The sequence below is a fragment of the Shimia marina genome (assembly GCF_001458175.1).
Lineage (GTDB): Bacteria > Pseudomonadota > Alphaproteobacteria > Rhodobacterales > Rhodobacteraceae > Shimia > Shimia marina.
Genome location: NZ_CYPW01000006.1, coordinates 70,422 through 93,881, shown reverse-complemented (window position 1 = coordinate 93,881; position 23,460 = coordinate 70,422). Strand labels below are relative to the sequence as shown.

General features: G+C 55.0%; 22 protein-coding genes. 12 read left to right on the top strand and 10 right to left on the bottom strand.

The features are described 5' to 3' along the window. Positions 1–6 precede the first annotated feature (6 nt). The 4 genes from SHM7688_RS02350 (at position 7) to rarD (ending at position 6,917) form a co-directional block, all read left to right on the top strand. Positions 7–2,457 (top strand): GcvT family protein, encoded by a 2,451-nt coding sequence (locus tag SHM7688_RS02350; protein WP_058238417.1) that lies wholly within the window; start codon positions 7–9, stop codon positions 2,455–2,457. Then, positions 2,454–3,356 (top strand): homocysteine S-methyltransferase family protein, encoded by a 903-nt coding sequence (locus SHM7688_RS02345; protein ID WP_058238416.1) that lies wholly within the window; start codon positions 2,454–2,456, stop codon positions 3,354–3,356. The genes SHM7688_RS02350 and SHM7688_RS02345 overlap by 4 nt, the downstream gene beginning before the upstream one ends. Before the next feature lie 88 nt (positions 3,357–3,444). Continuing rightward, a complete protein-coding gene (locus SHM7688_RS02340; protein WP_058238953.1) occupies positions 3,445–5,895 on the top strand; it encodes a GcvT family protein in 2,451 nt (816 codons plus the stop codon). A 113-nt stretch (positions 5,896–6,008) separates the two neighbouring features. Then, entirely contained in the window at positions 6,009–6,917 is a 909-nt protein-coding gene (rarD, locus tag SHM7688_RS02335) for an EamA family transporter RarD (protein ID WP_058238415.1), read from the top strand. A gap of 7 nt (positions 6,918–6,924) precedes the next feature. On the opposite strand, the gene SHM7688_RS02330 is transcribed toward rarD, so the two are convergent. Beyond that, complete coding sequence (locus tag SHM7688_RS02330) at positions 6,925–7,635, bottom strand: SGNH/GDSL hydrolase family protein (RefSeq protein ID WP_058238414.1); 711 nt, start codon at positions 7,633–7,635, stop codon at positions 6,925–6,927. A 7-nt stretch (positions 7,636–7,642) separates the two neighbouring features. Further along, positions 7,643–8,053, bottom strand: a complete 411-nt coding sequence (locus SHM7688_RS02325) for a nuclear transport factor 2 family protein (RefSeq protein ID WP_058238413.1) — start codon at positions 8,051–8,053, stop codon at positions 7,643–7,645. Positions 8,054–8,159: 106 nt separating this feature from the next. Between SHM7688_RS02325 and SHM7688_RS02320 the strand changes: the two genes are divergently transcribed. Then, positions 8,160–8,813, top strand: coding sequence for an RluA family pseudouridine synthase (locus SHM7688_RS02320; RefSeq protein ID WP_188128094.1), 654 nt, complete (start codon positions 8,160–8,162; stop codon positions 8,811–8,813). 3 nt (positions 8,814–8,816) lie between these two features. On the opposite strand, the gene msrC is transcribed toward SHM7688_RS02320, so the two are convergent. The 3 genes from msrC to sseA are packed head-to-tail and all read right to left on the bottom strand — an operon-like array spanning position 8,817 to position 11,373. After that, positions 8,817–9,275, bottom strand: coding sequence for a free L-methionine (R)-S-oxide reductase MsrC (msrC, locus tag SHM7688_RS02315; protein ID WP_058238412.1), 459 nt, complete (start codon positions 9,273–9,275; stop codon positions 8,817–8,819). Between the two features lie 59 nt (positions 9,276–9,334). Continuing rightward, positions 9,335–10,519 (bottom strand): amino acid aminotransferase, encoded by a 1,185-nt coding sequence (locus SHM7688_RS02310; protein ID WP_058238411.1) that lies wholly within the window; start codon positions 10,517–10,519, stop codon positions 9,335–9,337. Next, positions 10,519–11,373, bottom strand: coding sequence for a 3-mercaptopyruvate sulfurtransferase (gene sseA, locus SHM7688_RS02305; RefSeq protein ID WP_058238410.1), 855 nt, complete (start codon positions 11,371–11,373; stop codon positions 10,519–10,521). The genes SHM7688_RS02310 and sseA overlap by 1 nt, the downstream gene beginning before the upstream one ends. A 160-nt stretch (positions 11,374–11,533) precedes the next feature. Between sseA and SHM7688_RS02300 the strand changes: the two genes are divergently transcribed. Continuing rightward, positions 11,534–12,256 (top strand): hypothetical protein, encoded by a 723-nt coding sequence (locus SHM7688_RS02300; RefSeq protein WP_058238409.1) that lies wholly within the window; start codon positions 11,534–11,536, stop codon positions 12,254–12,256. On the opposite strand, the gene smpB is transcribed toward SHM7688_RS02300, so the two are convergent. Further along, entirely contained in the window at positions 12,244–12,723 is a 480-nt protein-coding gene (gene smpB / locus SHM7688_RS02295; RefSeq protein ID WP_058238408.1) for an SsrA-binding protein SmpB, read from the bottom strand. The two genes, SHM7688_RS02300 and smpB, sit on opposite strands and share 13 nt — an antisense overlap. Before the next feature lie 183 nt (positions 12,724–12,906). On the opposite strand from smpB, the gene SHM7688_RS02290 reads away from it, so the two are divergent. The 3 genes from SHM7688_RS02290 to SHM7688_RS02280 all read left to right on the top strand — a co-directional run bounded on the left by SHM7688_RS02290 (position 12,907) and on the right by SHM7688_RS02280 (position 17,724). Then, positions 12,907–14,097, top strand: a complete 1,191-nt coding sequence (locus tag SHM7688_RS02290; RefSeq protein ID WP_058238407.1) for an aminotransferase class I/II-fold pyridoxal phosphate-dependent enzyme — start codon at positions 12,907–12,909, stop codon at positions 14,095–14,097. Between the two features lie 7 nt (positions 14,098–14,104). Beyond that, a complete protein-coding gene (locus SHM7688_RS02285) occupies positions 14,105–17,047 on the top strand; it encodes a DNA translocase FtsK (protein WP_058238406.1) in 2,943 nt (980 codons plus the stop codon). 71 nt (positions 17,048–17,118) lie between these two features. Continuing rightward, on the top strand, positions 17,119–17,724 hold the full coding sequence (locus SHM7688_RS02280) for a LolA family protein (protein ID WP_083498842.1): 606 nt from the start codon (positions 17,119–17,121) through the stop codon (positions 17,722–17,724). Between the two features lie 22 nt (positions 17,725–17,746). Here SHM7688_RS02280 and SHM7688_RS02275 read toward each other — a convergent pair whose 3' ends face one another. After that, positions 17,747–17,971, bottom strand: a complete 225-nt coding sequence (locus tag SHM7688_RS02275) for a YdcH family protein (protein WP_058238950.1) — start codon at positions 17,969–17,971, stop codon at positions 17,747–17,749. A gap of 206 nt (positions 17,972–18,177) precedes the next feature. Here SHM7688_RS02275 and SHM7688_RS02270 point away from each other — a divergent pair, with 206 nt between their 5' ends. Both SHM7688_RS02270 and SHM7688_RS02265 read left to right on the top strand, forming a co-directional pair. Next, complete coding sequence (locus SHM7688_RS02270; protein WP_058238405.1) at positions 18,178–18,591, top strand: Hsp20 family protein; 414 nt, start codon at positions 18,178–18,180, stop codon at positions 18,589–18,591. Positions 18,592–18,595: 4 nt separating this feature from the next. Further along, positions 18,596–18,820: a DUF1150 family protein gene (locus SHM7688_RS02265; RefSeq protein WP_058238404.1), complete on the top strand. Its 225-nt coding sequence runs from the start codon at positions 18,596–18,598 to the stop codon at positions 18,818–18,820. Between the two features lie 41 nt (positions 18,821–18,861). On the opposite strand, the gene SHM7688_RS02260 is transcribed toward SHM7688_RS02265, so the two are convergent. The 3 genes from SHM7688_RS02260 to SHM7688_RS02250 form a co-directional block, all read right to left on the bottom strand. Next, positions 18,862–19,233 carry a hypothetical protein gene (locus tag SHM7688_RS02260; protein WP_058238403.1) on the bottom strand — a complete coding sequence of 124 codons (372 nt, stop codon included), beginning with the start codon at positions 19,231–19,233 and terminating at the stop codon, positions 18,862–18,864. Positions 19,234–19,319: 86 nt separating this feature from the next. Next, positions 19,320–20,654, bottom strand: a complete 1,335-nt coding sequence (locus SHM7688_RS02255) for an ammonium transporter AmtB (protein ID WP_058238402.1) — start codon at positions 20,652–20,654, stop codon at positions 19,320–19,322. 25 nt (positions 20,655–20,679) lie between these two features. Then, the gene (locus SHM7688_RS02250; protein WP_058238401.1) at positions 20,680–21,018 is read right to left on the bottom strand and encodes a P-II family nitrogen regulator; all 339 of its coding nucleotides are present in this window, start codon (positions 21,016–21,018) and stop codon (positions 20,680–20,682) included. A gap of 256 nt (positions 21,019–21,274) precedes the next feature. Between SHM7688_RS02250 and SHM7688_RS02245 the strand changes: the two genes are divergently transcribed. Beyond that, positions 21,275–23,437 carry a transglycosylase domain-containing protein gene (locus tag SHM7688_RS02245; RefSeq protein ID WP_058238400.1) on the top strand — a complete coding sequence of 721 codons (2,163 nt, stop codon included), beginning with the start codon at positions 21,275–21,277 and terminating at the stop codon, positions 23,435–23,437. Positions 23,438–23,460 lie beyond the last annotated feature (23 nt).

Sequence of the window (23,460 nt, the reverse complement as noted above, 5' to 3'; positions counted from 1 at the left end):
ACGCTGATGTCTGATTTTCCAACCAAGGCCCGCGTGGTCATTATCGGCGGTGGTGTCGTTGGCACCTCCAGTCTGTATCACCTTGCCAAGAAGGGCTGGACCGATTGTGTTCTGCTGGAAAAGAATGAGCTGACCGCAGGATCCACATGGCATGCCGCCGGAAATGTGCCCACGTTTTCAAATTCTTGGGCGATCATGAATATGCAGCGCTACTCCACCGAGTTGTACGCCCGTCTGGGGGAAGAGGTGGATTACCCGATGAACTATCATCAGTCCGGCTCGATCCGGCTGGCGCACACTAAAGAGCGAGTGCAGGAGTTTGAACGCGCCATGTCCATGGCCCGCTATCAGGGTATTCCAATGGAGATGTGGACCGCGGAAGAGGCCAAGGAACGCTATCCTTTCCTTGAGACCCATGATCTCATGGGGGTGCTCTATGATCCCACCGATGGCGACATTGACCCGGCCCAGCTGACTCAGGCACTTGCCAAAGGCGCGCGGGACATGGGCCAAAAGATCATTCGCTTCTGTCCTGCCACCGGCGTGACCCAGCAGGAAGACAAAAGCTGGGTTGTGCACACGGAAAAAGGCGACATCGCCTGTGATTATGTCGTGAATGCAGCGGGTTACTATGCGCAGCGTGTGGGAGAATGGTTCAAGCCCTATGGTGGTCGCTCCGTGCCGATGATGGTGATGAGCCACCAGTATCTGCTGACCGAAGAAATCCCTGAGGTCGAGGAATGGTCCAAAGCCAACGGTGGTGTGAAGCTGCCGCTGCTGCGCGACGTGGATATCTCCTACTACCTGCGCCAAGAGAAACACGGCTACAACCTCGGCCCTTATGAGCCCAACTGTAAGGCCCATTGGGACACAGACGCCGACCCGATGCCCGATGATTTCTCCTTCCAGCTCTGGTCTGACGATCTGGACCGGATCGAGGACATCGTGACCGACGCCATGGAGCGGGTGCCGCTGATGGCCACCTCCGGCATCAGCCGTGTAATCAACGGCCCAATCCCCTATGCGCCAGACGGTTTGCCTCTGATTGGCCCGATGCCCGGTGTGGAAAATGCGTTTGAAAACTGCGTGTTCACCTTTGGCATCGCGCAGGGCGGCGGCGCCGGTAAGGTGCTGGCAGAGTGGATCGTGGATGGCCATACCGAGTGGGACATGTGGGCTGTCGATCCACGCCGCTACACTGACTACACCGATCATGATTACTGCGTGAAGAAAGGCATGGAGGTTTACGGCAACGAATACGCCATGCATTTCCCGCATCATGAATGGCCCGCCGCGCGCGACAAGAAGCTCTCCCCCGTCCATGACCGGGTGGTTGCACAAGGCGGCGTTATGGGGGCCTACAACGGCTGGGAGAGGGCCAACTGGTTCGCCAAAGACGGCGATGACACCTCGCTCGCTGCTACCCACACCTGGGGGCGTTCCGGCCCTTGGGAGCAGCGCATCAAAGAAGAGTGCGAAGCTGTGCGTGATCACTGTGGTGTACTTGATTTGCCTGGCTTTTCTCGCTTCATGGTCAAAGGCACGGGCGCGGCAGAGGCGCTGCGTGGCCTGGTCACAGGCGGCCTTCCAAAAGTTGGCAGAATGAACCTTGTTTATGTGTCCGATGACCGGGGCCGTATCCTGACAGAGATGTCCTGTATCCGTTTGGGTGAGGATGAATTTGTGATGATCACAGCGGCCACCGCACAATGGCATGACCGCGACATTCTGATGAAAGTCATGCCAACAGGTGTGACCGTTGAAGATGTCACCACCACCCATGACACGTTGATTGTCACGGGGCCAAAATCCCGTGAGATTCTGGCGAGCCTGACAGATGCGGATCTGGAAAGCGGTTGGCTCACCCACCAGGGTGCTACCGTCGCAGGGCAACCGGCGCATCTGATCCGGGTGTCCTTTGCGGGTGAGCTGGGTTGGGAAGTGCATGCGCTGAATGCGGATATGCCTGCCATTTATGACGCCATTATCGCCGCTGGCGCGACGCCATTTGGCATGTATGCGCTGAATTCCCTGCGTCTTGAAAAAGGTTACCGCGCGTGGAAAGGTGATCTCTCCACGGACTACTCTTTGCTAGAAGGTGGCCTTGGCCGCTTTGTGAAGCTCGACAAACCGCAGGCGTTCCCCGGTAAGGCAGCGATCCAGAGCGAGTTGCAACAAGGCGTCAAAAAGTCTTTTGTGACCTTGGTGGTAGACGCGGATGACGCTGATGCGCCTTACATGTCTTGCATCTGGCATGGCGATCAGATTGTGGGGGAAACCACATCTGGCGGCTGGGGGCATCGTGTGAATGCTTCTATCGCGCTGGGTATGGTGCAGGCGGATCTGGCGAAGCCCGGTACAGAGCTTGAGGTTGAGATCTACGGCGAGAAATACCGCGCCGTGGTGCAAGAGGATCAACCTCTCTGGGATCCTGCCAACGAACGCCTGCGCGCATGAGCGAAGTGATTTTAAAAGATGGCGGCGCGGGGCAGGAACTCCTGTCCCGATCCGCAATGCCTGCTCATCCGCTTTGGTCCACCAAAGTGATGATGGAAGAGCCGGAGATCGTGCAGGCGGTGCATGCAGATTTCATACGGGCCGGGGCGCGTCTGATCACGCTCAATACCTATTCCGCCACGCCAGAGCGGCTTGCGCGGGAAGGTGTCGGCGACATGTTTCAGCCTCTCCAGCAACAGGCGATTGATCTTGCCAATGCTGCACGGGATGAGGTGGGTGAGGATGGCGTCAAACTGGCCGCTTGCTTGCCACCTCTGCACGGGTCTTACCGCCCGGATATGTCGCGCAGCCATGCGGATCTGTTGCCAGCCTATCAGGAGATTGCGCAGGCGCAGGCAGCGGCCTGTGATGTGATCCTGTGTGAGACACTCTCCAGTGTTGCAGAAGCCACAGCCGCAACTCAGGCGGGTATTGAAACGGGCAAGCCAACTTGGGTGTTTGTCACGCTGAAGGATGACAGCAGCACAGAGCTGCGCTCTGGCGAGACTCTCTCCGCTGCGCTGGAAGCGCTTACGGATTTTGAGGTTGCAGGTATCGGATTGAATTGTTCCAAACCTGAGGTGGTTTCCCAAGGGTTGCCGATGCTCCTGTCAACGGGCCGCCCGACCGGAGCCTATGCAAACGGGTTTGAGGGTATTGATGCGTTGGATATTGGTGGCACAGTAGATGGGCTGCGGGCGCGCACCGATGTCACACCCGGAAATTACGCCGATTTTGCAATGCAATGGGTTGCTGGTGGGGCAAGATTTGTTGGCGGCTGCTGTGAGGTTGGCCCTGCCCATATCGCGGAACTTGCAACGCGCCTGAAAGAGGCCGGCCACAGCCTGGTGGGGGCCTGAGGCCTGCGTTTCATTATTCTTGGGGGCAGAGGAAAGCCCTCCTGACAGACGCAGGCTGTGTCTGCGCAACACCTGAAAGGACATCATGATGGCTGATCTTCCAAACAAAGCACGCGTGGTGATTATTGGCGGCGGCGTTGTGGGATGCTCTGTTGCTTATCACCTCACCAAACTTGGCTGGAAAGATGTTGTGCTGCTGGAGCGCAAACAGCTCACATCAGGCACCACATGGCACGCCGCTGGCCTGATTGCACAGCTACGGGCAACCGCAAATATGACCAAGCTCGCCAAGTATTCCCAAGAGCTTTATGGCAATCTTGAAGCGGAAACCGGTGTGGCCACAGGCTTTAAGCGGTGCGGCTCAATCACGGTGGCTTTGACCGAAGAGCGCAAAGAAGAGATCTATCGTCAGGCGGCCATGGCACGGGCCTTTGGGGTTGAGGTCGAAGAGATTTCGCCTTCCGAGGTAAAAGCGCGCTATGAGCACCTCAACATCGAAGACGTGAAAGCGGGCGTCTGGTTGCCGCTGGATGGTCAGGGCGATCCGGCCAATATCGCGCTGGCCTTGGCCAAAGGCGCGCGACAGGGCGGTGCGATCGTTAAAGAGCGCATCAAAGTCACCAATATCGCCAAATCCGGCCGCAAGGTGACGGGGGTGGATTGGGTCTCTGATGATGGCAATTCACAAGGTCACATTGCCTGTGATATGATCGTCAACTGTGCGGGGATGTGGGGCCATGAAGTGGGGCGCATGGCGGGCGTGAATGTGCCGCTGCATGCCTGCGAGCACTTCTATATCGTGACAGAGGGCATTCAGGGGCTGACACAGATGCCGGTGCTGCGCGTGCCAGATGAATGCGCCTACTATAAGGAAGACGCAGGGAAAATCCTGTTGGGCGCCTTTGAGCCCAACGCCAAGCCATGGGCGATGAACGGCATTCCCGACAGCTTTGAGTTTGATCAGCTGCCAGAGGATTTTGACCACTTTGAACCGATTCTGGAGGCGGCGTGCAATCGGGTGCCGATGCTCGCGGAAGCGGGCATTCACACCTTCTTCAATGGGCCGGAAAGCTTCTCGCCGGATGATGCCTATCATCTGGGATTGGCCCCGGAGATGGACAATGTCTGGGTGGCGGCGGGCTTCAACTCGATTGGCATTCAGTCCGCGGGCGGGGCCGGCATGGCGCTGGCGCAATGGATGACGGATGGGGAAAGACCGTTTGATCTGGGCGATGTGGACATCAGTCGTATGCAGCCGTTTCAGGGCAACAAAACCTACCTGTTTGAGCGCTCCAAAGAAACGCTGGGCCTGCTTTATGCAGATCACTTCCCTTATCGTCAGAAGGCCACCGCGCGCGGCGTGCGGCGCACACCGTTCCATCATCACCTGAAAGAACAAGGCGCAGTCTTTGGGGAACTTGCAGGCTGGGAGCGGGCCAACTGGTTTGCCAATGAAGGTCAGGAGCGCGAATACCAGTACACTTGGAAGCGCCAGAATTGGTTTGAAAACTCCGCTGCTGAACACCGCGCTGTGCGTGAAAATGTCGGCATGTATGACATGTCGTCTTTTGGCAAAATTCGCGTAGAAGGCCCGGATGCCGAAGCCTTTATGAACTATGTTGGCGGTGGCGATTATTCGGTGCCCAATGGCAAGATCGTTTATACGCAATTCCTCAACCGCAATGGCGGTATTGAGGCGGATGTAACGGTGACGCGGCTGACAGAAACCGCATATCTCGTGGTTACCCCTGCTGCGACGCGACTTGCGGATCAGACATGGATGCAGCGCCACAGAGGCAATTTCAATGTGGTGATCACCGATGTCACCGCGGGTGAGGGTGTTCTGGCCATCATGGGGCCAAACGCGCGCAAGCTTCTTGAAAAAGCGTCTCCGGCGGATTTCTCCAATGCGGTCAACCCGTTTGGTACGGCGCAGGAGATTGAGTTGGGCATGGGCCTCGCGCGGGCACATCGTGTGACCTATGTGGGGGAGCTTGGTTGGGAAATCTATGTGTCCTCGGACATGGCTGGGCATGCTTTTGAAACGCTCTGGGACGCAGGTCAGGACATGGGGCTGAAGCTTTGTGGCATGCATATGATGGACAGCTGCCGGATTGAAAAAGGCTTCCGCCATTTCGGGCACGACATTACCAGCGAAGATCACGTTGTGGATGCAGGGCTTGGCTTTGCTGTGAAAACCCAGAAGGACGACTTCATCGGCAAAGAAGCGGTTTTGAAGCGGAAAGAAACAGGCCCGCAAAGTCGGCTACTGCAATTTAAGCTGACGGATCCAGAGCCGCTTTTGTTTCACAATGAACCGATCCTGCGAGACGGTGAGTATGTTGGATATCTGTGTTCAGGAAACTATGGGCACACTCTGGGGGCTGCCATCGGCATGGGCTATGTGCCTTGCGCAAATGAGAGCGCAGCGGATGTGCTAAACTCAACCTATGAGATTGATGTGATGGGAACGCGCGTTCGCGCAGAAGCATCTTTGCGTCCCCTGTACGACCCTAAGTCGGAACGCGTTAAAGTGTGATCCATTCAATGCGGTCAGGCATCACAAATCGTGATGGCTGACCGCACGATTTACTGTGTTTCCTTCCATGGGTCCCACCGCTAACAAGAAGCGTCGTGGTGGAGGAGAGACAGATGGCAGATGCGGCACGCACATCAGAAAATGTAGACACGCCAAAGGGGCTTGCCTTCGCAATGACCGCCTATCTCCTGTGGGGGTTTTTGCCGCTTTACATGAAAGCTGTGTCTCATATGCCAGCACTTGAGGTGGTTGCGCATCGCGTGATTTGGTCTGTGCCGGTTGCGGGTGTGGTTTTGATGTACCTCGGTCGCACGGGCGACCTGTTCGCCGCGGTGCGCAGCCCGCGTACACTTTTGATGGGATGTCTCACGGCCGCGCTTATCACTGTAAACTGGGGCGTCTATGTCTGGTCGATTGCTACGGACCGCGCGCTCGATGCGGCTTTGGGGTACTATATCAATCCCCTGTTTAGCATTGCCCTGGCTGCTGTTTTGCTGGGTGAGAAATTGTCCAGGCTGCAATGGGTCGCTGTGGGCCTTGCTGCCGCGGCGGTTGGGGTTCTCTGGATTGATGCAGGCGCACTGCCATGGCCTGCGTTGACGCTTACGATCTCTTGGGGGTTTTATGCGTTCTTCAAGAAATCCTTGCCGGTTGGGCCCAATCAGGGGTTTCTCCTTGAAGTGCTGATCCTGACCATCCCGGCCACCGGCTTTCTGATCTGGCAAGCCGTCAATGGAGGATCTCACTTTGGAAGTGAGGTGAGTGATACGCTGCTTCTGTTGGGATGTGGGATCGTGACAGCCGTGCCTTTGCTGTTTTATGCCAATGGGGCCAAGCTTATGCGTCTGTCGACAATCGGTATCATGCAATATATTGCGCCAACTTTGATTTTCCTGATGGCTGTGCTGGTGTTTGATGAACCTTTCGGCAAAGCGCGTATGATCGCCTTCCCGATGATTTGGTCGGCCTTGATTGTCTATTCAATTCCTATGATCCAAGACGTTCGAAATGCGCGAAAATAGGCGTATTCTATAGATGTTTGCGTATGTGCTCTGTGAGCAGAGTTGCCCAAAGAGCGTAAGCTTCTTCTGATGGGTGATAGCCATCGGAGGCCTGATAGCGGGGCTCAAACGGGACATCGAGCGGCATATGCGACAAGATCGGATGTTTGGCGCAGAGTGCGGCAAGCCCCTGATCCAGGCGGTTGGCCTGTTGTCCCAGGATCCAGCGCAGGGGCTGTGGTAACTTCGGGTACATGCCCATAGGCGGAAGACCGGAGGCAACAATCAGATGGGCATTGAAGCGGGTTGCAAGCACCTGTGCCAGACGGTCTTGATTGTGCGTCCATCTCGCGCGGCTGAACCCACGCGTGACATCATTCACACCAAGCGCAGACACGACGATGTCTGCGGGCTGCGTGTCGATGTGTTCCAGCTTTTGCAGGATGGTTTTGGTGGTTGCCCCAGTTTCCGCAATCAGACGCCAGTGCACTTGAAAGTGTTCAGAAAGTCTTGCAGTCAACTGGCCTGATAGCGCCTGTGATTGTGTGCCTGCTCCGACGCCAGCTGCAGAGCTGTCACCGATAATCAGAAGGTTGAGCTCTGGCCCTGTACCACAAGTTCCGGAGCGGTTTCCTGGAGGTTCCGGGAGTTGATTGGCCCTTTTGCGCACTCCAAGAGCTTGCACCAAGAGCAATGGTGCAAGCGGGATACGCAAGAGTTGATCAATTCCGTAGGGCATAGGCGTGTCAGCTCATGGCGTCTTTGAATTTGAGGAAGCGTGCATCGGTCATCACACGTTGCATAATGGCATCGCGCAGCGCTCCCACGGTTTTATAGGGGCGCATGACCACTTCGAAATGCTGAATTTCATCCGCGTCGTTCAAGGTGATCAAATCAACGCCGACGCAATCGAGATCTCCGACCTTGCATTGAAATTCCAGAGCCCAGTCCTTGCCGTCACCCATGATGCGGCGGTAGCGAAAATCCGTGAAGATTTGACCAACATGCCCCAACACGGCTGCCACGGGTTCACGCCCGGTCCATGTGGCCCAATACGTCGGCGGCTGAAAGGTAACGTCTTCTGCCAGAAGGGATTTGATATCGTCTTCATTGCCCTTGGCAACGACTTCCTGCATTCTCTTAATGGTTGCGTGCATGTGGTGTGTCCTCCCTCAAAATTGGTGTGTAGCCTGCGCATTTGAGCGCCTGACTCAAGGCTGACGTTGGGTTGCTCGGCAGGCACAGAGGGCTTATGTGCGAGGCATGACAGAAATCACGCCCTATGACCCGCCCAATGATCCTCTCGTAATTCTGCATGAGGACATTGATATTGTCGTGGTGGATAAGCCTTCGGGGCTTCTCTCTGTTCCCGGACGTGGTGCCCATCTTGCAGACTGCTTGCTGCATCGGGTGCAGGCTGCTTTTCCTACGGCACTTCTTGTGCACCGTCTGGATCGGGATACTTCAGGGGTGATGGTGTTTGCATTGACCCCCCATGCGCAGCGCAACCTTTCCATGCAGTTTGAAAAGCGGAAAACCAAAAAGACCTATGTCGCGCGGGTTTGGGGGAAAGTATCTGAGAAAACAGGGACTGTGGATCTTCCCTTGATGGTAGATTGGCCCAATCGCCCACGCCAGATGGTAGATCATGAAAATGGCAAACCGGCGGTTACGGATTGGCGCGCTTTGAAGGTTGGAGAGAGTGAAACACGGGTCCGGCTCTTTCCCAAAACGGGCCGAAGTCACCAATTGCGCGTGCATATGCTGGCGCTGGGTCACGTGATTTTGGGGGATCCGTTATATGCAGAAGGCGCAGCCTTAGCATTCCCTCGGCTGATGCTGCATTCAGAGGAATTGCGCATCAGCCATCCGGAAAGCGGCAAAGGCATGGCTTTTCGGGCAAAAGCCCCTTTCTGAAGGTCAGGCCGCGTCTTTGAAGGTCACGGCCAGAATAGCCCCCAGTTGCTCAGCGTCCTCTTGGGTGAAGGCATTGGGTTGGTCGCTGTCGATGTCAAAAACGCCAAGCAGCACCCCTTTGCCGTTCCAGACAGGCAGGACGAGCTCTGAACGTGTGCTGCTGGCACAGGCGATGTGGCCGGGGAAAGCATCCACATCGGCGACGAGTTGTGTTTCACCTGTGCGGGCCGCTGCACCGCATACACCGCGCGCAAACGGGATCACCAGACATCCATGCCCTCCCTGGTACGGGCCGATTTTCAAAAGCTCCGGGCCGACCACCCGGTAGAAACCTGTCCAATCGAAGCGCGCGTCAGCATGGTGAACCTCGCAGGCGAGTGTGGCCATTAGCGAAACTGTGTCGGTCTCACCTTCTGTCAGGGAGGCGACGGTGGTTGCGAGTGTTTTATAGTCCAGCGACATAGGAGATCCTGAAAGAAACGCCGCGCCTGACCGAGGTAAGGCGCGGCTTTGGTTGGTGATCAGATGCCAGCGTCAACGATGGCTTGTGCCAGGATTGGAACCGAATTTTTGTTCAGGCCGGCAATGTTCATGCGACTGTCGCCAACCATGTAGATCGCATTGTCCACGCGCAGTTTTTCAACCATGTCTGGCGTGGTGCCGAGCTGGCTGAACATGCCGCGGTGCTGTGCAAGGAATCCAAACCGATCTGATCCAGAAAGCCGTTGAAGTTCGCTTGCGAGCTGCTCACGCAGGGCGAGCATGCCCAAACGGGTTTCTTCCAGTTCTGCCATCCAATCTGCTTTCAGCGTGTCATCTGTCAAGATCGTGGCGACAACACGTGCGCCATGATCAGGCGGGAAAGAAAAGTTCTGACGGTTGAGGTGGTTCAGGTTGCCCTGCGCGATGGCGGTGTTTTCCGCTTTTTCGCTCATCGCAATCAGCAGCCCTGTGCGCTCCCGGTAGATGCCAAAGTTCTTAGAACAAGACGCCGCAATCAGGAGTTCTGGCACGGAGGATGCAACAAGACGGGTTGCCGCGGCATCTTCTTCAAGACCGTCACCAAAGCCTTGGTAGGCGATGTCGATCATAGGCAGGCAGGCTTTATCGTTGATCAGGTCAATCACGCTCTGCCACTGGGTCAAGTTCAGGTTGGCACCGGTGGGGTTGTGACAGCAGCCGTGCAGCAAAACCACGTCGTCGCCGGTCACTTCGGCGAGATCTTCCATCATGCCGTCAAAGTTCACACCACGGGTTTCTGCATCAAAGTAGCGATACTTTACCATCTCAATGCCAAGATGATTCAGGATGCTGACGTGGTTGGGCCAGGTTGGATCAGAGACAAACACACGGGCTTTGGGGTTGGCTGTTTTGATCAGCTCAAATGCTTGGCGAATGGCACCCGTGCCGCCCGGAGTGGCCACAGCTGCGAGTCGTGCCTTGTCCACGCTTTGAGCCAAAAGCATGTCGATCATGGCTTCAGAATAAACCGGATCACCGGCCAGCCCTGTATAGGCCTTGGTGATTTGCTCTTCGACAATCTTGCGTTCTGCAGTTTTCACGGCCCGCATCACGGGGGTAACGCCTTCTGCATTCTTGTATACGCCCACGCCAAGGTCCACTTTGGTCTGGCGGGGATCCTCGCGATACATGGCCATGAGGCCGAGGATTTTGTCTTTAGGCTGCTCTTTGAGATTGGTGAGCATCAAGCTTCTCCGGTTGCTACGGGCAATGTGGGAAAGGCCCCCCATTCTGCCCATGATCCATCATAAAGGGAGTGGTCGGTCTTGCCGAACCGTTCCATGGCGAGGCACAGCACTGCTGCGGTCACACCGGATCCGCAGGAGGTGATGGCTGGCTTGGAGAGATCCACGCCGGCGGCCTCAAAAACTTGGCGCAAGGCGTCGGGTGATTTCATTGTGCCGTCTTTATTCAGCACGCTGGTATAGGGCACGTTCTTGGACCCTGGAATATGTCCTGCGCGTAGCCCGGCGCGCGGTTCATCTGCTTCGCCACGAAAACGGGCGGCGGCGCGGGCGTCGATGATTTCATGATCTCCAAGCTTTGCCGCATGCGAAACCTGCGTCACATCACGCACCATCTGATTTTGCCGGCGCACGGTCATATGCCGGTCACGGATGATCGGCGAAAGGTCGTCGATTGGGTGGCCATCCTGTATCCATTTGGGCAGCCCGCCATCCAAAACGGCGACATTGTTCTGGCCCATCAATTTGAAGAGCCACCACACACGCGCCGCCGAGAACAATCCAGCGCTGTCGTATATCACGACCTGATGGCCGTCACCGACACCCATGGCGCGCAGGCGCGACATAAACTTTTCGACAGGGGGCGCCATGTGAGGAAGATCGCTTCGGCCGTCTGACACATCATCGATGTCAAAGTAACGCGCACCGGGTATGTGGCGTTCTTGGTATTCGAGACCAGCGGTGTTTTCCGTGCCCGCAGGGGACATGGAAGCATCCAGAATGCGTAGATCCGGATCTTTAAGATGAGCTGCCAGCCAATCAGTGGAAACCAGTGTCTTCGGATCGTCAGCCATGTAACCCTCACTTAGAAAGCTCGAAATACTGCCTACATCCCGTACTTAAAAGAGGCAAGCGCTGTGGGTTGTATAAAGCGTCTATCCTGAAAGATCTGAAAGGACACTGCTGGCGTATTGAGGCAGGGCAGGTAAGCACAATCGTGTTGAAGGGGGTAATGTGGCAGATGTGGTTTTAATATTGGGCAGCGGCCCAAATGCTGTGAGCGCAAAAGATTGGCCACGGAGCGTTTTTGACGCGGTCGTCTCAATCAACAACGCATGGCGCATACGGAATGATTGGACACATCTCATTCACCCGGAGGACTTTCCCGAAGATCGCCGGCCCAATGATTTGCAACCCACGCAGAAGCGTGTGCAACATACTGAATACGTACCGCAAAACAACGCGTTTGGAGGGGTGCTTTTTGCTGGAGGGACAATGGCCTTTACGGCAGGGTATTGGGCTCTTGGCGCGCTAAAGCCCAAGGTCATGGCTTTTATTGGCTGTGATATGGTCTACCCGAAATCCGGGCAAACCCATTTTTATGGAAAAGGCGCAGCAGACCCTTTGCGGGCGGATGTCTCGTTGCAAAGTTTGGAAGGTAAAGCGGCACGGTTAGGGTTGATTGCCGCCCGAAGTGAATGCCGTGTTGTCAACCTCTCGGTTGAAGAGAGCCGCCTTGTGTTCCCCAGAGCAACAATTGATACGATCGAGGCTGTCGCGCCGCGCGCCCCTTGTCCGGTTGAGGAGGTGTACGCCTTGCGCAGGGAAGAAAACGCTTTGGGCTATGATGCCCCGAGTGGACGCTATTGGGAGATTCTTGATCGCATCAAGCCATGCAAATTGGCTGCGATTGACGCGCAGTGGCTTGCGTTGTGGGAGCAGACTTATTCGCCGTGACGCAGCAGGCGTTGTTTCTGGCGCCCCCAGTCTCTCTTGGCATCACTGGCCCGCTTGTCGTGTAGCTTTTTACCTTTAGCGACGCCCATTTTCATTTTCACCAAGCCTTTATGGTTGAAATACATCACCATAGGAACAAGGGTCATGCCTTTGCGCTGTGTTGCGGACCAGAAGTCAGATAGCTGTTTCTTGCTGACCAGAAGTTTGCGTTTGCGGCGTTCCAAATGCTTGAACATGGCGCGCTCGTATGGTGCGATATAGGAGTTGACGAGCCAGAGCTCTCCCTCTTCAACCGCAGCATAGCTCTCAGCAATATTGGCCGATTTTTCGCGCAGAGATTTGACCTCTGAGCCGTGCAGAACAATGCCAACTTCGATCTCTTCTTCGATGGCGTAATCAAAGCGCGCGCGCCGATTTTCGGCGATCACTTTGTAATTCGGGTCTGCATTTTTTTGTTTTTTGGCCATAGTGGCAGTGGATAGCGTGCGGGCGTCAAAGTGTCCATCCTGCCTGATGCTGGTGGGCATTGGCAGGGTGGCGCGAAGGACACAAGCCCATAGAAGAGCGGCATTTTAGTGGACGCCCTTCGTGCCTTTGGCTAGTTTGGTCTCAAACGGGGCGCAATGATCCCGAACCTGAGGCAGTTGAATATGAATTTTCCCGAGCGGTTCTCGAACCTACCGGCGTACGCATTTCCGCGTCTTCGCACCCTTTTGGACCATTTGGAGCCGGGTGGCCCAGTGGTGCATATGACCATTGGTGAGCCAAAGCATGCATTTCCCAGTTGGGTGACCGACGAGATCGTTGCGCATGCGGACGGATTTAAAAACTATCCTCCCAATGATGGTGCGCCTGAATTGCAAGAGGCAATCGCAGGGTGGATATCTACGCGCTATGGTGTCGAGGTGGATGCGGCGACACAGGTTATGGCGCTGAATGGCACGCGCGAGGGGCTTTACAACGCCGCTATGGCGCTTTGCCCTGAGGAAAAAAATGGCGAGCAGCCTCTGATCCTCACGCCAAACCCATTTTACCAAGTCTATGCGGTTGCCGCTGCATCGGTTGGCGCAGAAGCCCGCTTTGTCCCGGCGACGGCGGAATCGGGTCATCTTCCCGACTTTGATGCGCTGTCTGAGCAAGATCTGGCACGTGTTGCTATTGCCTATGTTTGCTCTCCGGCCAATCCACAGGGTGCGATCGCTGATCGCGACTATTGGCAGCGTCTGATCCAGTTGGCTGAGATTTATGATTTTAAGATTTTTGCCGACGAGTGTTATTCCGAAATCTATCGGAAGGATCCGCCAGTCGGTGCTTTGCAGGTTGCAAAGGAAATGGGAGTGGACCCTGAGCGGGTTTTGATTTTCCACTCCTTGAGCAAGCGCAGTAATCTCGCGGGGCTTCGGTCTGGTTTCGTTGCCAGTGGTCCAGAGAATCTGCGTCGCGTAAAACAGCTGCGCGCCTATTCAGGTGCGCCTTTGCCGCTGCCTTTGCAGATGGCTGCGATCAAAGTGTGGCAAGACGAAGAGCACGTGATTGAGAACCGACGCCTCTATAGCGAGAAGTTCGACATGGCGGATGAAATTTTCGCAGATGTGCCCGGCTATAAAAGCCCGGATGCAGGGTTCTTTCTTTGGCTGCCTGTCTCGGATGGTGAACAGGCCGCAGTAAAACTTTGGACGGAAACTGGTGTGCGGGTTTTGCCGGGAGCGTATCTCAGCCGTGATGCAGATGGCAGTAACCCTGGCAAAGGATACATCCGGGTCGCGTTGGTGGCTCCTGCGGATGAGGTGGCAGGCGCGTTGGTGAAGCTGCGCGACTGTATCTACGGACAATCGGGTTGAGGTAAACATGGCGTATCAAGCACGAGGACGTGGACCATTGTTGGACAGCAGCACACAGGCGGCTGTAGAAAAGCGTGGCAAGGAACTCATCGGCATAGTGCTGATTGTCTTGGCTGTCATGTCGGCGGCCATGATTTTGTCCTACTCACCGAATGACCCGAGCTGGATTTCCGTAACGGATGCGCCAGTGCAAAACGTTTTGGGTCGGTTTGGTGCTTCTATTGCTGCGCCGCTGTTCATCATCATTGGGTGGGGTAGCCTTGGTGTGGCGCTGTTGCTGGGCGTCTGGGGGGCGCGTTTTGCGTTCCACATTGGAGAAGAGCGGGCGCAAAGTCGGGTGATTTTCGCGCCGATAATGCTGGCTATGGGGGCAATCTATGCCTCAACTCTGACGCCGAGTACCGATTGGAGCCATGCTTTTGGTATGGGTGGGCTTTTCGGTGACACTGTGACAGGGGCTTTGCTGACCATTTTGCCGATCGGTGCTCAATCCGGGGTAAAGGTCATGTCACTGTTTGCTGGCATCGCATTTATTGGGATCTCAGCTTTTGTGCTGGGCTTCACGAAATTGGAGCTCTCGCGTTTGGCGCGTACATTCGTTGTTGGGTTGGTGCTCAGCTATGATTTCTTGATGAGGCTTTTGGGAAAAGGGGCGACGGGAGCGGTGCAGGCGGCGAAGGCTGCGCAAGAGCGTCGTGTTGAACGGCGCGCGGTGTCTGGTGATGAGGCGGCCCACGCCTATGTTACTGAAGAGCATTGGGATGAGAATGTTTTTGACGAAGAAGACAGCTATCCTACGCCCGAGACGATTGAGAAACCCAAGCCACGTTTGAGAATGCCTGCGCTTATTAAACGCGCGGAGCCGGAACCTGAGACACTTCCCGAGCCGGAACTGGTCGATAATCTATTTACGAGTGAGTGGAATGACGCTCTGGAAGCGGATCGTATTAGCGCCAAAATTGCAGATGTGATGCGCACACGAGCGCGTCGAGGTGAAGCGGTTTCGCCACCAGAGCTCCACCCGGATAAACCTTTGACGAAGGGGCGGGGGCGAGGCCCTGATCCTCTTCTTCTCGACATGACCGGACCGCAAGAAGCTACCCATGCTCCAGCCAGTGCTGCGCCACTGGTGGTTGGCGCTCGTCAGGAGCCGCCGCTGTCGTCTGATCCAATGATGGTTATTGAGGCGCCAGAGGTCGAGACCTTTGGGCAACCTCAGGAAATTGAGGTGGGGACGCCGGTGGTAGATCAGCATGCACCTGTGAACGAATCCGTTCCTGTGTCAGCAGTTCCAAGTGATGCTTACGTTTCCGCACCAATTCCAGTGGCGGCACCCAAAAAAGTTGTTCAGCCACGAGTGCACAAAGCTGTGGCACCCTCCGCACGTGCAAAGGCTGAAGCACAGCCTTCATTGGCGTTTGAGGAGAGTGGCACGGAGTATGAGTTGCCACCTCTTGGTCTCTTGGAAAATCCGCTTGATGTCAGCCGTCACCACCTCAGTGATGAGGCATTGGAAGAAAACGCCAGAATGCTAGAGACTGTTCTGGATGATTATGGCGTCAAAGGAGAAATCGTCAGCGTTCGTCCAGGCCCTGTGGTGACCATGTATGAACTCGAACCAGCACCGGGTCTCAAAGCCAGCCGTGTGATTGGTTTGGCCGATGACATCGCCCGCTCCATGTCCGCTTTGTCTGCTCGTGTGTCGACTGTGCCGGGGCGGAGTGTGATTGGCATCGAACTGCCCAATGAGCATCGCGAAAAGGTGGTGTTGCGTGAAATTCTTGCTGCCCGTGATTTTGGCGACAGCAACATGAAGCTCCCACTTGCGTTGGGCAAAGATATCGGTGGCGATCCCATTGTGGCCAATCTGGCAAAGATGCCGCATTTGTTGATCGCCGGTACGACAGGGTCGGGCAAATCCGTTGCGATCAACACCATGATCTTGTCGCTGCTGTATCGCCTTACGCCAGAAGACTGCCGCTTGATCATGATCGACCCCAAGATGTTGGAACTGTCGGTCTATGACGGCATCCCGCATCTGCTTTCGCCCGTTGTGACAGACCCGAAGAAGGCGGTTGTTGCGCTCAAGTGGGTCGTGGGCGAGATGGAGGATCGCTATCGTAAAATGTCCAAGATGGGCGTGCGTAACATCGACGGCTACAATAGCCGCGTGACGGATGCGCTTTCTAAAGGGGAGACTTTCAGTCGGACGGTGCAGACCGGTTTTGATGAGGAGACGGGTGAGCCCGTTTTCGAAACCGAAGAAATTTTGCCTGAGAAAATGCCCTATATCGTCGTGATCGTCGACGAAATGGCAGACCTTATGATGGTGGCAGGTAAAGAAATCGAAGCCTGCATTCAACGCCTTGCGCAAATGGCACGTGCTTCAGGTATCCATCTTATTATGGCCACACAACGTCCTTCTGTGGATGTGATCACAGGCACAATCAAAGCCAACTTTCCGACACGCATCTCGTTTCAGGTAACCTCCAAAGTCGATAGCCGCACCATTCTTGGTGAGATGGGGGCGGAGCAACTTCTGGGGATGGGGGATATGCTCTATATGGCTGGGGGTGCAAAAATCACCCGTTGCCATGGCCCGTTTGTCAGCGACGAAGAGGTCGAAGAGATTGTGAATCATCTCAAGAGCTATGGGCCGCCTGAATACATAGGTGGTGTCGTCGAGGGGCCTGATGAGGGCAAATCTGAGGGCATTGACGCTGTTTTGGGGTTGAGCACCGGCGGCAATACCAATGGCGAGGACGCGCTCTATGACTCTGCCGTTGCGATTGTCATTCAGGATCGCAAGTGCTCAACATCCTACATTCAGCGTAAGCTGGCGATTGGGTACAACAAGGCCGCACGTTTGGTCGAGCAAATGGAAGAGGAAGGGCTGGTGAGCCCGGCCAACCACGTTGGTAAGCGCGAAATTTTGGTACCTGAGCAATAGGTTCAGGTGCCAATGCATAAAGTTTTTGTGCGCGCTGCCGCAATTTAACCATTCACACCTATATCAAGTGCATGACCAGTTTTAGATCTATCGTCCTCGCTACCGTAGCCGCCCTTGTGGCCGCTCTTCCCGCTTCCGCGCAAAAATCCTCCCTGCAGGCTTTGAGCGATTACCTGAACAGCCTCAAAACAGTGGAGGCTGAGTTTATTCAGGTGTCAGACGATGGCTCAGTGCAAACCGGTACGCTCTTCATTCAACGACCGGGCAAAATGCGATTTGAATATGACCCGCCGCAAAAATCGCTCGTGCTGGCCAGCAATAATGCGGTAGCCATTTTTGACGGACGCGCAACTGGGCGACCCGAAATATACCCGTTGCGTCGCACACCTCTGTCGTTGATTTTGGCCAGAAATGTGAACTTAGGCGCTGCCAATATGGTTGTAGGTCACAGCTTTGATGGTAAGCATACAATCGTCACTGCTCAGGATCCTAAAGAACCTGAGACAGGTCAGCTTCAAATGAAGTTTTTGGGCGACCCGATTATACTCCAAGAGTGGGTGATCCAAGATGCAACAGGTGCTCAAACGACAATTCGCCTGAAAGATGTGGAAACGGGTATGAGTTTTCCACGCTCGCTTTTTAACATCGACACCGAAGTCGGAAAGAGGTCGCGCTGAAGCACGCCAATGTGAAGCTTTTCTAAGCGATTATGTCCGGGGTCAATCGGTCTTCGATACGTGCAATCATGTCTTTGAGACGAAGTTTCTGCTTTTTCAAACGCTGAATGGTCAGTTGATCACCGGTGCCGCTCTGAACAAGCGCAGTGATTGCTTGGTCCAAGTCCCTGTGCTCTTGTTTGAAAACGGCTAACTCAACCCGCAAAACATCGTCAGTTTTCATTGACAGGTCTGTGGTGGCATTCATCGCTGCATCCTCGGTTAGCTGCGAGAACTTACAGTACAGGCATTGTTGCGCAGTGAAAAGTATCTGCATCGATACAAGGTGAATTCCACATATATGAGAGTGGTTAGAACCCTTGCGCAGGGTCAATACCTTCACCATATTGAAGTCAGAGCTGGTCGCCAGAAAGGGGCCAGCCGCTGGACTGTCGCTTACTGAAGGACGTGTCGATGACCAAACTTACTTTGGGGTCTTATCCCCATCTTCTCGGTTTTGAGCAGTTGGAGCGTCTGCTGGAACGCACTGCCAAAACTGGTGCTGAAGGCTACCCTCCATTTAATATTGAGCAGACTTCAGATTATTCATATCGGATAACACTGGCGGTTGCAGGTTTCCGTGATGGTGATCTGAGTATTACGGTTGAGGATAGGCAGCTTGTGATCCGTGGACGTCAAGCCGATGACTTGGGGGAACGCGTCTTTTTGCATCGTGGTATCGCTGCTCGTCAATTCCAGCGAAGCTTTGTTCTGGCTGACGGCGTCGAAGTGGGCGAGGCCATAATGGAGAATGGCCTTCTTCATGTGGACCTGACGCAAGCCAAGCCAGAAGCCATTGTTCAGACCATTCAGATCAAGAAAGGATAACGTCATGCAGACCGACTTTGATGCACATCCAATTGATGAGCGCACCGTATACGTGCGCGAGGTCGCTGTTTCGGATTTGCCAGAAGAAGTTCAAGATCAAGCGGAAGGTGCGGAAACACTCTTTGCTGTGCACGCGGTAGATGGCGAGCGTTTGGCTTTGGTGAAAGAGCGCAAGCTGGCGTTTGTCTTGGCAAGACAGAACAATTATACGCCTGTCACTGTGCATTGAATTTTGAGGCATTGACCTCGCAGAAGGCGCCAGTGGCGCCTTTATTGTTTCAAATCGACTTTGGTTGTGTCTTCTGACCAGCCGTCGACACTGCATTTGCTTCTAACAAACACACGGGTGATTTCAGGCGGGATCCAGATGCGTGATAGGCTTCTGGTGAAGGGCTGTTCATGGACATGTGGGTGTGCCAGTACGCGTGTGGCAAGCACTTGCCCATCCTCAGTTTCAACGCGCCATCCATCAGCATAGTGGTCCCAGCCGGTGTCAGGATGAGACAAGGTGACATCAAAGCGCCATCCGTCTGCGCTTTGGGTTGTTGAGACACGCAGGATGTCTGCCGGGTCTGCGTTGGCTGCAGAACAGATCAGGGCGAGTGCGAAGACATAGTTTTCATGACGCGAGACTAGCAACATGTCAGGCATTTGTCGCGAGAATATCGAATGCAAAAAAGCCCGGACCAATAGGTCCGGGCTTAACTTTTGTTTGATGCGTATTCCGATTAGCCCTTGGAGAACTCTGGATAGGCTTCCATGCCCAATTCGGACATGTCCAGACCGTTGATCTCGGTTTCTTCGTCGACACGCAGGCCCATTGTCACTTTCAGAACAAACCACACGACTGCCGACACAACCACTGTGAAGATGCCCACCACTGCGATTGCATAAAGCTGTGTACCAAGGCTTGCATCGCTGTTGGTGAAGACCACGGCGATTGTGCCCCAGATGCCTGCGATCAGGTGAACTGGGATGGCGCCGACCACGTCGTCGATTTTCAGCTTGTCCAGGAATGGAACTGCAAAGACGACAATCACACCGCCCACGGCACCAATGAGAGTTGCTGCGCCCAGTGTTGGGGTCAGTGGCTCCGCAGTGATCGAAACGAGGCCAGCAAGCGCACCATTCAGAACCATGGTCAGGTCTGGCTTTTTATACATGATCTGGGTCAGGATCAGTGCTGCAATGGCGCCACCCGCGGCTGCGGTGTTGGTGTTGGCAAAGATGCGGGACACATCGGCCACGTCACCCACGGTGCCCATCGCCAGCTGAGAGCCGCCGTTGAAGCCGAACCAGCCGAGCCACAGGATGAAAGTACCCAAAGTGGCGAGGGTCAGGTTGGAGCCCGGGATTGGAACGGTTTTTCCGTCTTTGTTGTATTTGCCGATACGTGGGCCGAGGATGATGGCACCGGTCAGAGCGGCCCAGCCACCTACGGAGTGCACAACAGTCGATCCGGCGAAGTCCAGGAAGCCAGCTGCATCCAAGAAACCACCACCCCATTTCCAGGAGGCTTGCAGCGGATAAATCACCGCGGTCAGAGCGATCGTGAAGATCAGGAAGGGCCACAGTTTGATGCGCTCAGCCAGCGTGCCGGAGACAATGGACGCGGTGGTCGCACAGAACATCAACTGGAAGAAGAAATCGGAACCAGTGGAGGCATACCCGTAGTCATCTGCGCCATCACGGCCAACGCCCACAGCTTCCAGAACACCTGGGCCCCAAACGCCGGACAGGATGCCGTCAACGGACCATGTGCCCAGCGGGTACATCAAGTTGTAGCCGATCAGGTAGTAGAAGATCGCCGCGAGTGAGAACAAAGAGATGTTCTTGATGAGCTGCATGGTCACGTTCTTGGAGCGCACCAAGCCGGCTTCCAGCATGGCAAAACCAGCTGCCATCCAGAAGACAAGGAAGCCGCCAATCAGGAAAAGCAGCGAGTTAAAGATGAAGATCGCGTCGGAAGACGCATCGACGCCAGGAACGGCATCCTCGGCAAAGCCCAGCGTTGGCAACGCAGTCAGCGCACCAGCCAGGGCAATTTTCGTCATGGTTTTCATAAGTGTATTCCTTCCCTTGTGCGCCTTAGATGGCGTCTGCGTCTGTTTCGCCAGTGCGCACGCGAATGGCTTGCTGCACGTCCAGCACAAAGATTTTGCCGTCGCCGATTTTTCCGGTCTGGGCTGTCTTGGTGATGGTCTCCACAACCTGATCTGCCATATTGGCAGCAACCACGAGTTCCAGCTTAACTTTGGGCACGAAGTTCACGGCGTACTCTGCGCCGCGATAGATTTCTGTGTGCCCAGACTGAGAACCGAAGCCTTTGATTTCAGTGACCATCATGCCGCGCACGCCAATATCAGTCAGCGCCTCGCGGACCTCCTCCAGCTTGAACGGTTTGATCGTTGCAATAATGAGTTTCACCTTGTTCCCCTTTTGGCGGTGCGGGGTCTGCCCGCTAATTTGCGTCTGCAGAAAAACGCAGCAGAGCGCCGAAAACGAAGGCTGGAGCCTGTGAAAGCGGCATCTTTCAAGGTGATGTGTCTAAAATATGTGCGAAATATCGTGTGTGCGTATTATTTCAGCTTAATAAGAACTAAATCTGGACGACCGATGGCTCAACAAGCGCGCTGAGGCGCGCTAAAATGACCGAAAAGAAATCCAAGGCAGTTGAGCAGAGATGAGTGATTCAGGTCGGAGAAAGCCGCCTCTTGTGGCGGACAAGCGCTATGGGCGTGTAGGGGCCAGGCCCGCCCGGAAACCCGTTTCCAAGAAGCCGAAGCCTCGAAAGACCAAAATGCAGCGTCCACGAAAAAAGGCTGCAGCCAAGCGTAATCCTATTGTTGCCTTCTTCCTATCGATACTCAGTTGGGTGTTGCGCCTCATCTGGTCGATTGTTTGGCGCACATCTGTTGTGGTGGGTTTGCTGGTCGGGCTCGCCGTTAGCTATGTGTATCTAACACTGCCAGACGTGGATGAGTTACTGGACGGTCGAGCACGTGGATCCGTCACGCTTTTAGATCGCGATGATCAAGTGTTTGCTTGGCGCGGAGATCAGTTCGGTGGTGTGGTCACGGCAGAAACGGTCTCTAAGCATCTCAAAAATGCTGTGATCGCCACGGAAGATAAACGGTTTTATCGGCACTTTGGGGTGAGCCCGCGTGGCGTCGCCAGTGCCATACGCATCAACTTGAGTGAAGGGCGTGGCCCGCTGTCTGGGCATGGTGGCTCAACGCTGACCCAACAGACTGCAAAGCTGCTTTGCCTCGGCGTTGGATATGTGCCGGAGGATTGGGAAAGTGAAAGCGCCTATGTGCAAGATTGTAGGCGTGGGTCGCTGGGCCGGAAGGTTAAAGAGGCAGTCTATGCCATGGCGATGGAGGTCAAATACAGCAAGGATGAGATCCTATCCGTCTATTTGAACCGAGCTTATATGGGAGGCGGTGCCTATGGCGCAGAAGCTGCCGCGCAAAGATATTTTTCAAAGCCCTCCGCCAATTTGTCGCCTGCCGAAGGGGCAATGATTGCCGGTCTGCTCACGGCGCCTTCCTCAATGGCTCCAACAGCCAATTTGCAACGGTCTCAGGACCGCGCGGCGACGGTTCTGCGGTTGATGAATGAGCAGGGGTATCTGTCGGACAAAGATACGCTATTTTATCAGAATAACCCGGCGACGTTGTCTGAAGCTGCTGAAGCCAAGTCAGGCGGGTATTTTGCTGATTGGGTTATGTCGTCAGGTCCGGAATTCTTTACCCGAAACACCACAGAAGATGTGATCCTTAAAACAACCCTCGACCCTCGCATCCAAAGTGCAGCTGAGGAGGGGCTTCGGTGGGTGTTCGAAAACAAGGTGCGTGAAGGTTCAAAAGCGCAGGCGGCTATCGTTGTAATGTCAGCTGATGGTGCTGTGCGGGCAATGGTTGGGGGACGTCAAACCAAAGTGTCGGGCGCATTTAACCGAGCAACCCAAGCAAAGCGGCAAACAGGCAGCGCGTTCAAACCTTTTGTCTATGCGACTGCGTTGGAGCGTGGCGGGCACTATGACGATATGGTTTTGGATGAGCACTATTGTTTGAATGTTCCGGGTTCTGGAAAATGGTGCCCCAAAAACTACACTGGCAAACACTATGGCAATGTGTCTCTGACCTTCGCATTGCAGAATTCGCTCAACGTGCCCGCTGTTAAGGTTTCTGAGAAGGCAGGGCGTGAAAATGTGCGCACGGTTGCCGGTATGTTTGGAATTGAAAGTGATTTGGCGGCAGGGCCCGCTTTGGCGCTTGGTGCCTCAGAGAGCAGCCTTTTGGAAATGACCGGCGCCTATGCGGGTATTCTGAATGGCGGCTCGTCCGTAACGCCTTATGGGCTGATCGAGTTGCGGTTGCTTGGGGATGATGCCCCTCTTATGGGCACTGGCGGTGGTATTGGCGAACGTGTCATTTCTGATGCCGCTGCCCGGGAGCTCATCTGGATGATGGAAAAAGTGGTCAGCGAAGGGACTGGTGCGCGGGCTCAGTTGCCCGGATGGCAGGTGGCGGGCAAGACAGGCACGACACAGGCGGCACGCGACGCTTGGTTCATCGGTTTCACAAGTGACTATGTGGCCGGTGTCTGGATGGGATATGATGATAACACGCCTTTGACAGGTGTCACCGGCGGCGGACTGCCCGCGGAGATCTGGCGCGAAACCATGGTGCGTGTGCATGAGGGGCTAGATCCCAAGCCATTGCCAGCCTTTGTTCCCCCACCAAAAAGCAAACCATCGCCGAGGCCGCAGCGGCAGAGAGGTAAGGGAATTGATGATGTTGTGAATGGTATTCTGAATGATATCTTTGGTCGAAATTAGAGCGATAACATCTAAGAATGGCG

What these genes read in the sequence shown, in the direction of transcription:
- SHM7688_RS02350 (WP_058238417.1), top strand. Translation starts at nt 7, where the DNA reads ATGTCTGATTTTCCAACCAAGGCCCGCGTGGTCATTATCGGCGGTGGT.
- SHM7688_RS02345 (WP_058238416.1), top strand. Translation starts at nt 2,454, where the DNA reads ATGAGCGAAGTGATTTTAAAAGATGGCGGCGCGGGGCAGGAACTCCTG.
- SHM7688_RS02340 (WP_058238953.1), top strand. Translation starts at nt 3,445, where the DNA reads ATGGCTGATCTTCCAAACAAAGCACGCGTGGTGATTATTGGCGGCGGC.
- rarD (WP_058238415.1), top strand. Translation starts at nt 6,009, where the DNA reads ATGGCAGATGCGGCACGCACATCAGAAAATGTAGACACGCCAAAGGGG.
- SHM7688_RS02330 (WP_058238414.1), bottom strand. Translation starts at nt 7,635, where the DNA reads ATGCCCTACGGAATTGATCAACTCTTGCGTATCCCGCTTGCACCATTG.
- SHM7688_RS02325 (WP_058238413.1), bottom strand. Translation starts at nt 8,053, where the DNA reads ATGCACGCAACCATTAAGAGAATGCAGGAAGTCGTTGCCAAGGGCAAT.
- SHM7688_RS02320 (WP_188128094.1), top strand. Translation starts at nt 8,160, where the DNA reads ATGACAGAAATCACGCCCTATGACCCGCCCAATGATCCTCTCGTAATT.
- msrC (WP_058238412.1), bottom strand. Translation starts at nt 9,275, where the DNA reads ATGTCGCTGGACTATAAAACACTCGCAACCACCGTCGCCTCCCTGACA.
- SHM7688_RS02310 (WP_058238411.1), bottom strand. Translation starts at nt 10,519, where the DNA reads ATGCTCACCAATCTCAAAGAGCAGCCTAAAGACAAAATCCTCGGCCTC.
- sseA (WP_058238410.1), bottom strand. Translation starts at nt 11,373, where the DNA reads ATGGCTGACGATCCGAAGACACTGGTTTCCACTGATTGGCTGGCAGCT.
- smpB (WP_058238408.1), bottom strand. Translation starts at nt 12,723, where the DNA reads ATGGCCAAAAAACAAAAAAATGCAGACCCGAATTACAAAGTGATCGCC.
- SHM7688_RS02290 (WP_058238407.1), top strand. Translation starts at nt 12,907, where the DNA reads ATGAATTTTCCCGAGCGGTTCTCGAACCTACCGGCGTACGCATTTCCG.
- SHM7688_RS02285 (WP_058238406.1), top strand. Translation starts at nt 14,105, where the DNA reads ATGGCGTATCAAGCACGAGGACGTGGACCATTGTTGGACAGCAGCACA.
- SHM7688_RS02280 (WP_083498842.1), top strand. Translation starts at nt 17,119, where the DNA reads ATGACCAGTTTTAGATCTATCGTCCTCGCTACCGTAGCCGCCCTTGTG.
- SHM7688_RS02275 (WP_058238950.1), bottom strand. Translation starts at nt 17,971, where the DNA reads ATGAATGCCACCACAGACCTGTCAATGAAAACTGACGATGTTTTGCGG.
- SHM7688_RS02270 (WP_058238405.1), top strand. Translation starts at nt 18,178, where the DNA reads ATGACCAAACTTACTTTGGGGTCTTATCCCCATCTTCTCGGTTTTGAG.
- SHM7688_RS02265 (WP_058238404.1), top strand. Translation starts at nt 18,596, where the DNA reads ATGCAGACCGACTTTGATGCACATCCAATTGATGAGCGCACCGTATAC.
- SHM7688_RS02260 (WP_058238403.1), bottom strand. Translation starts at nt 19,233, where the DNA reads ATGTTGCTAGTCTCGCGTCATGAAAACTATGTCTTCGCACTCGCCCTG.
- SHM7688_RS02255 (WP_058238402.1), bottom strand. Translation starts at nt 20,654, where the DNA reads ATGAAAACCATGACGAAAATTGCCCTGGCTGGTGCGCTGACTGCGTTG.
- SHM7688_RS02245 (WP_058238400.1), top strand. Translation starts at nt 21,275, where the DNA reads ATGAGTGATTCAGGTCGGAGAAAGCCGCCTCTTGTGGCGGACAAGCGC.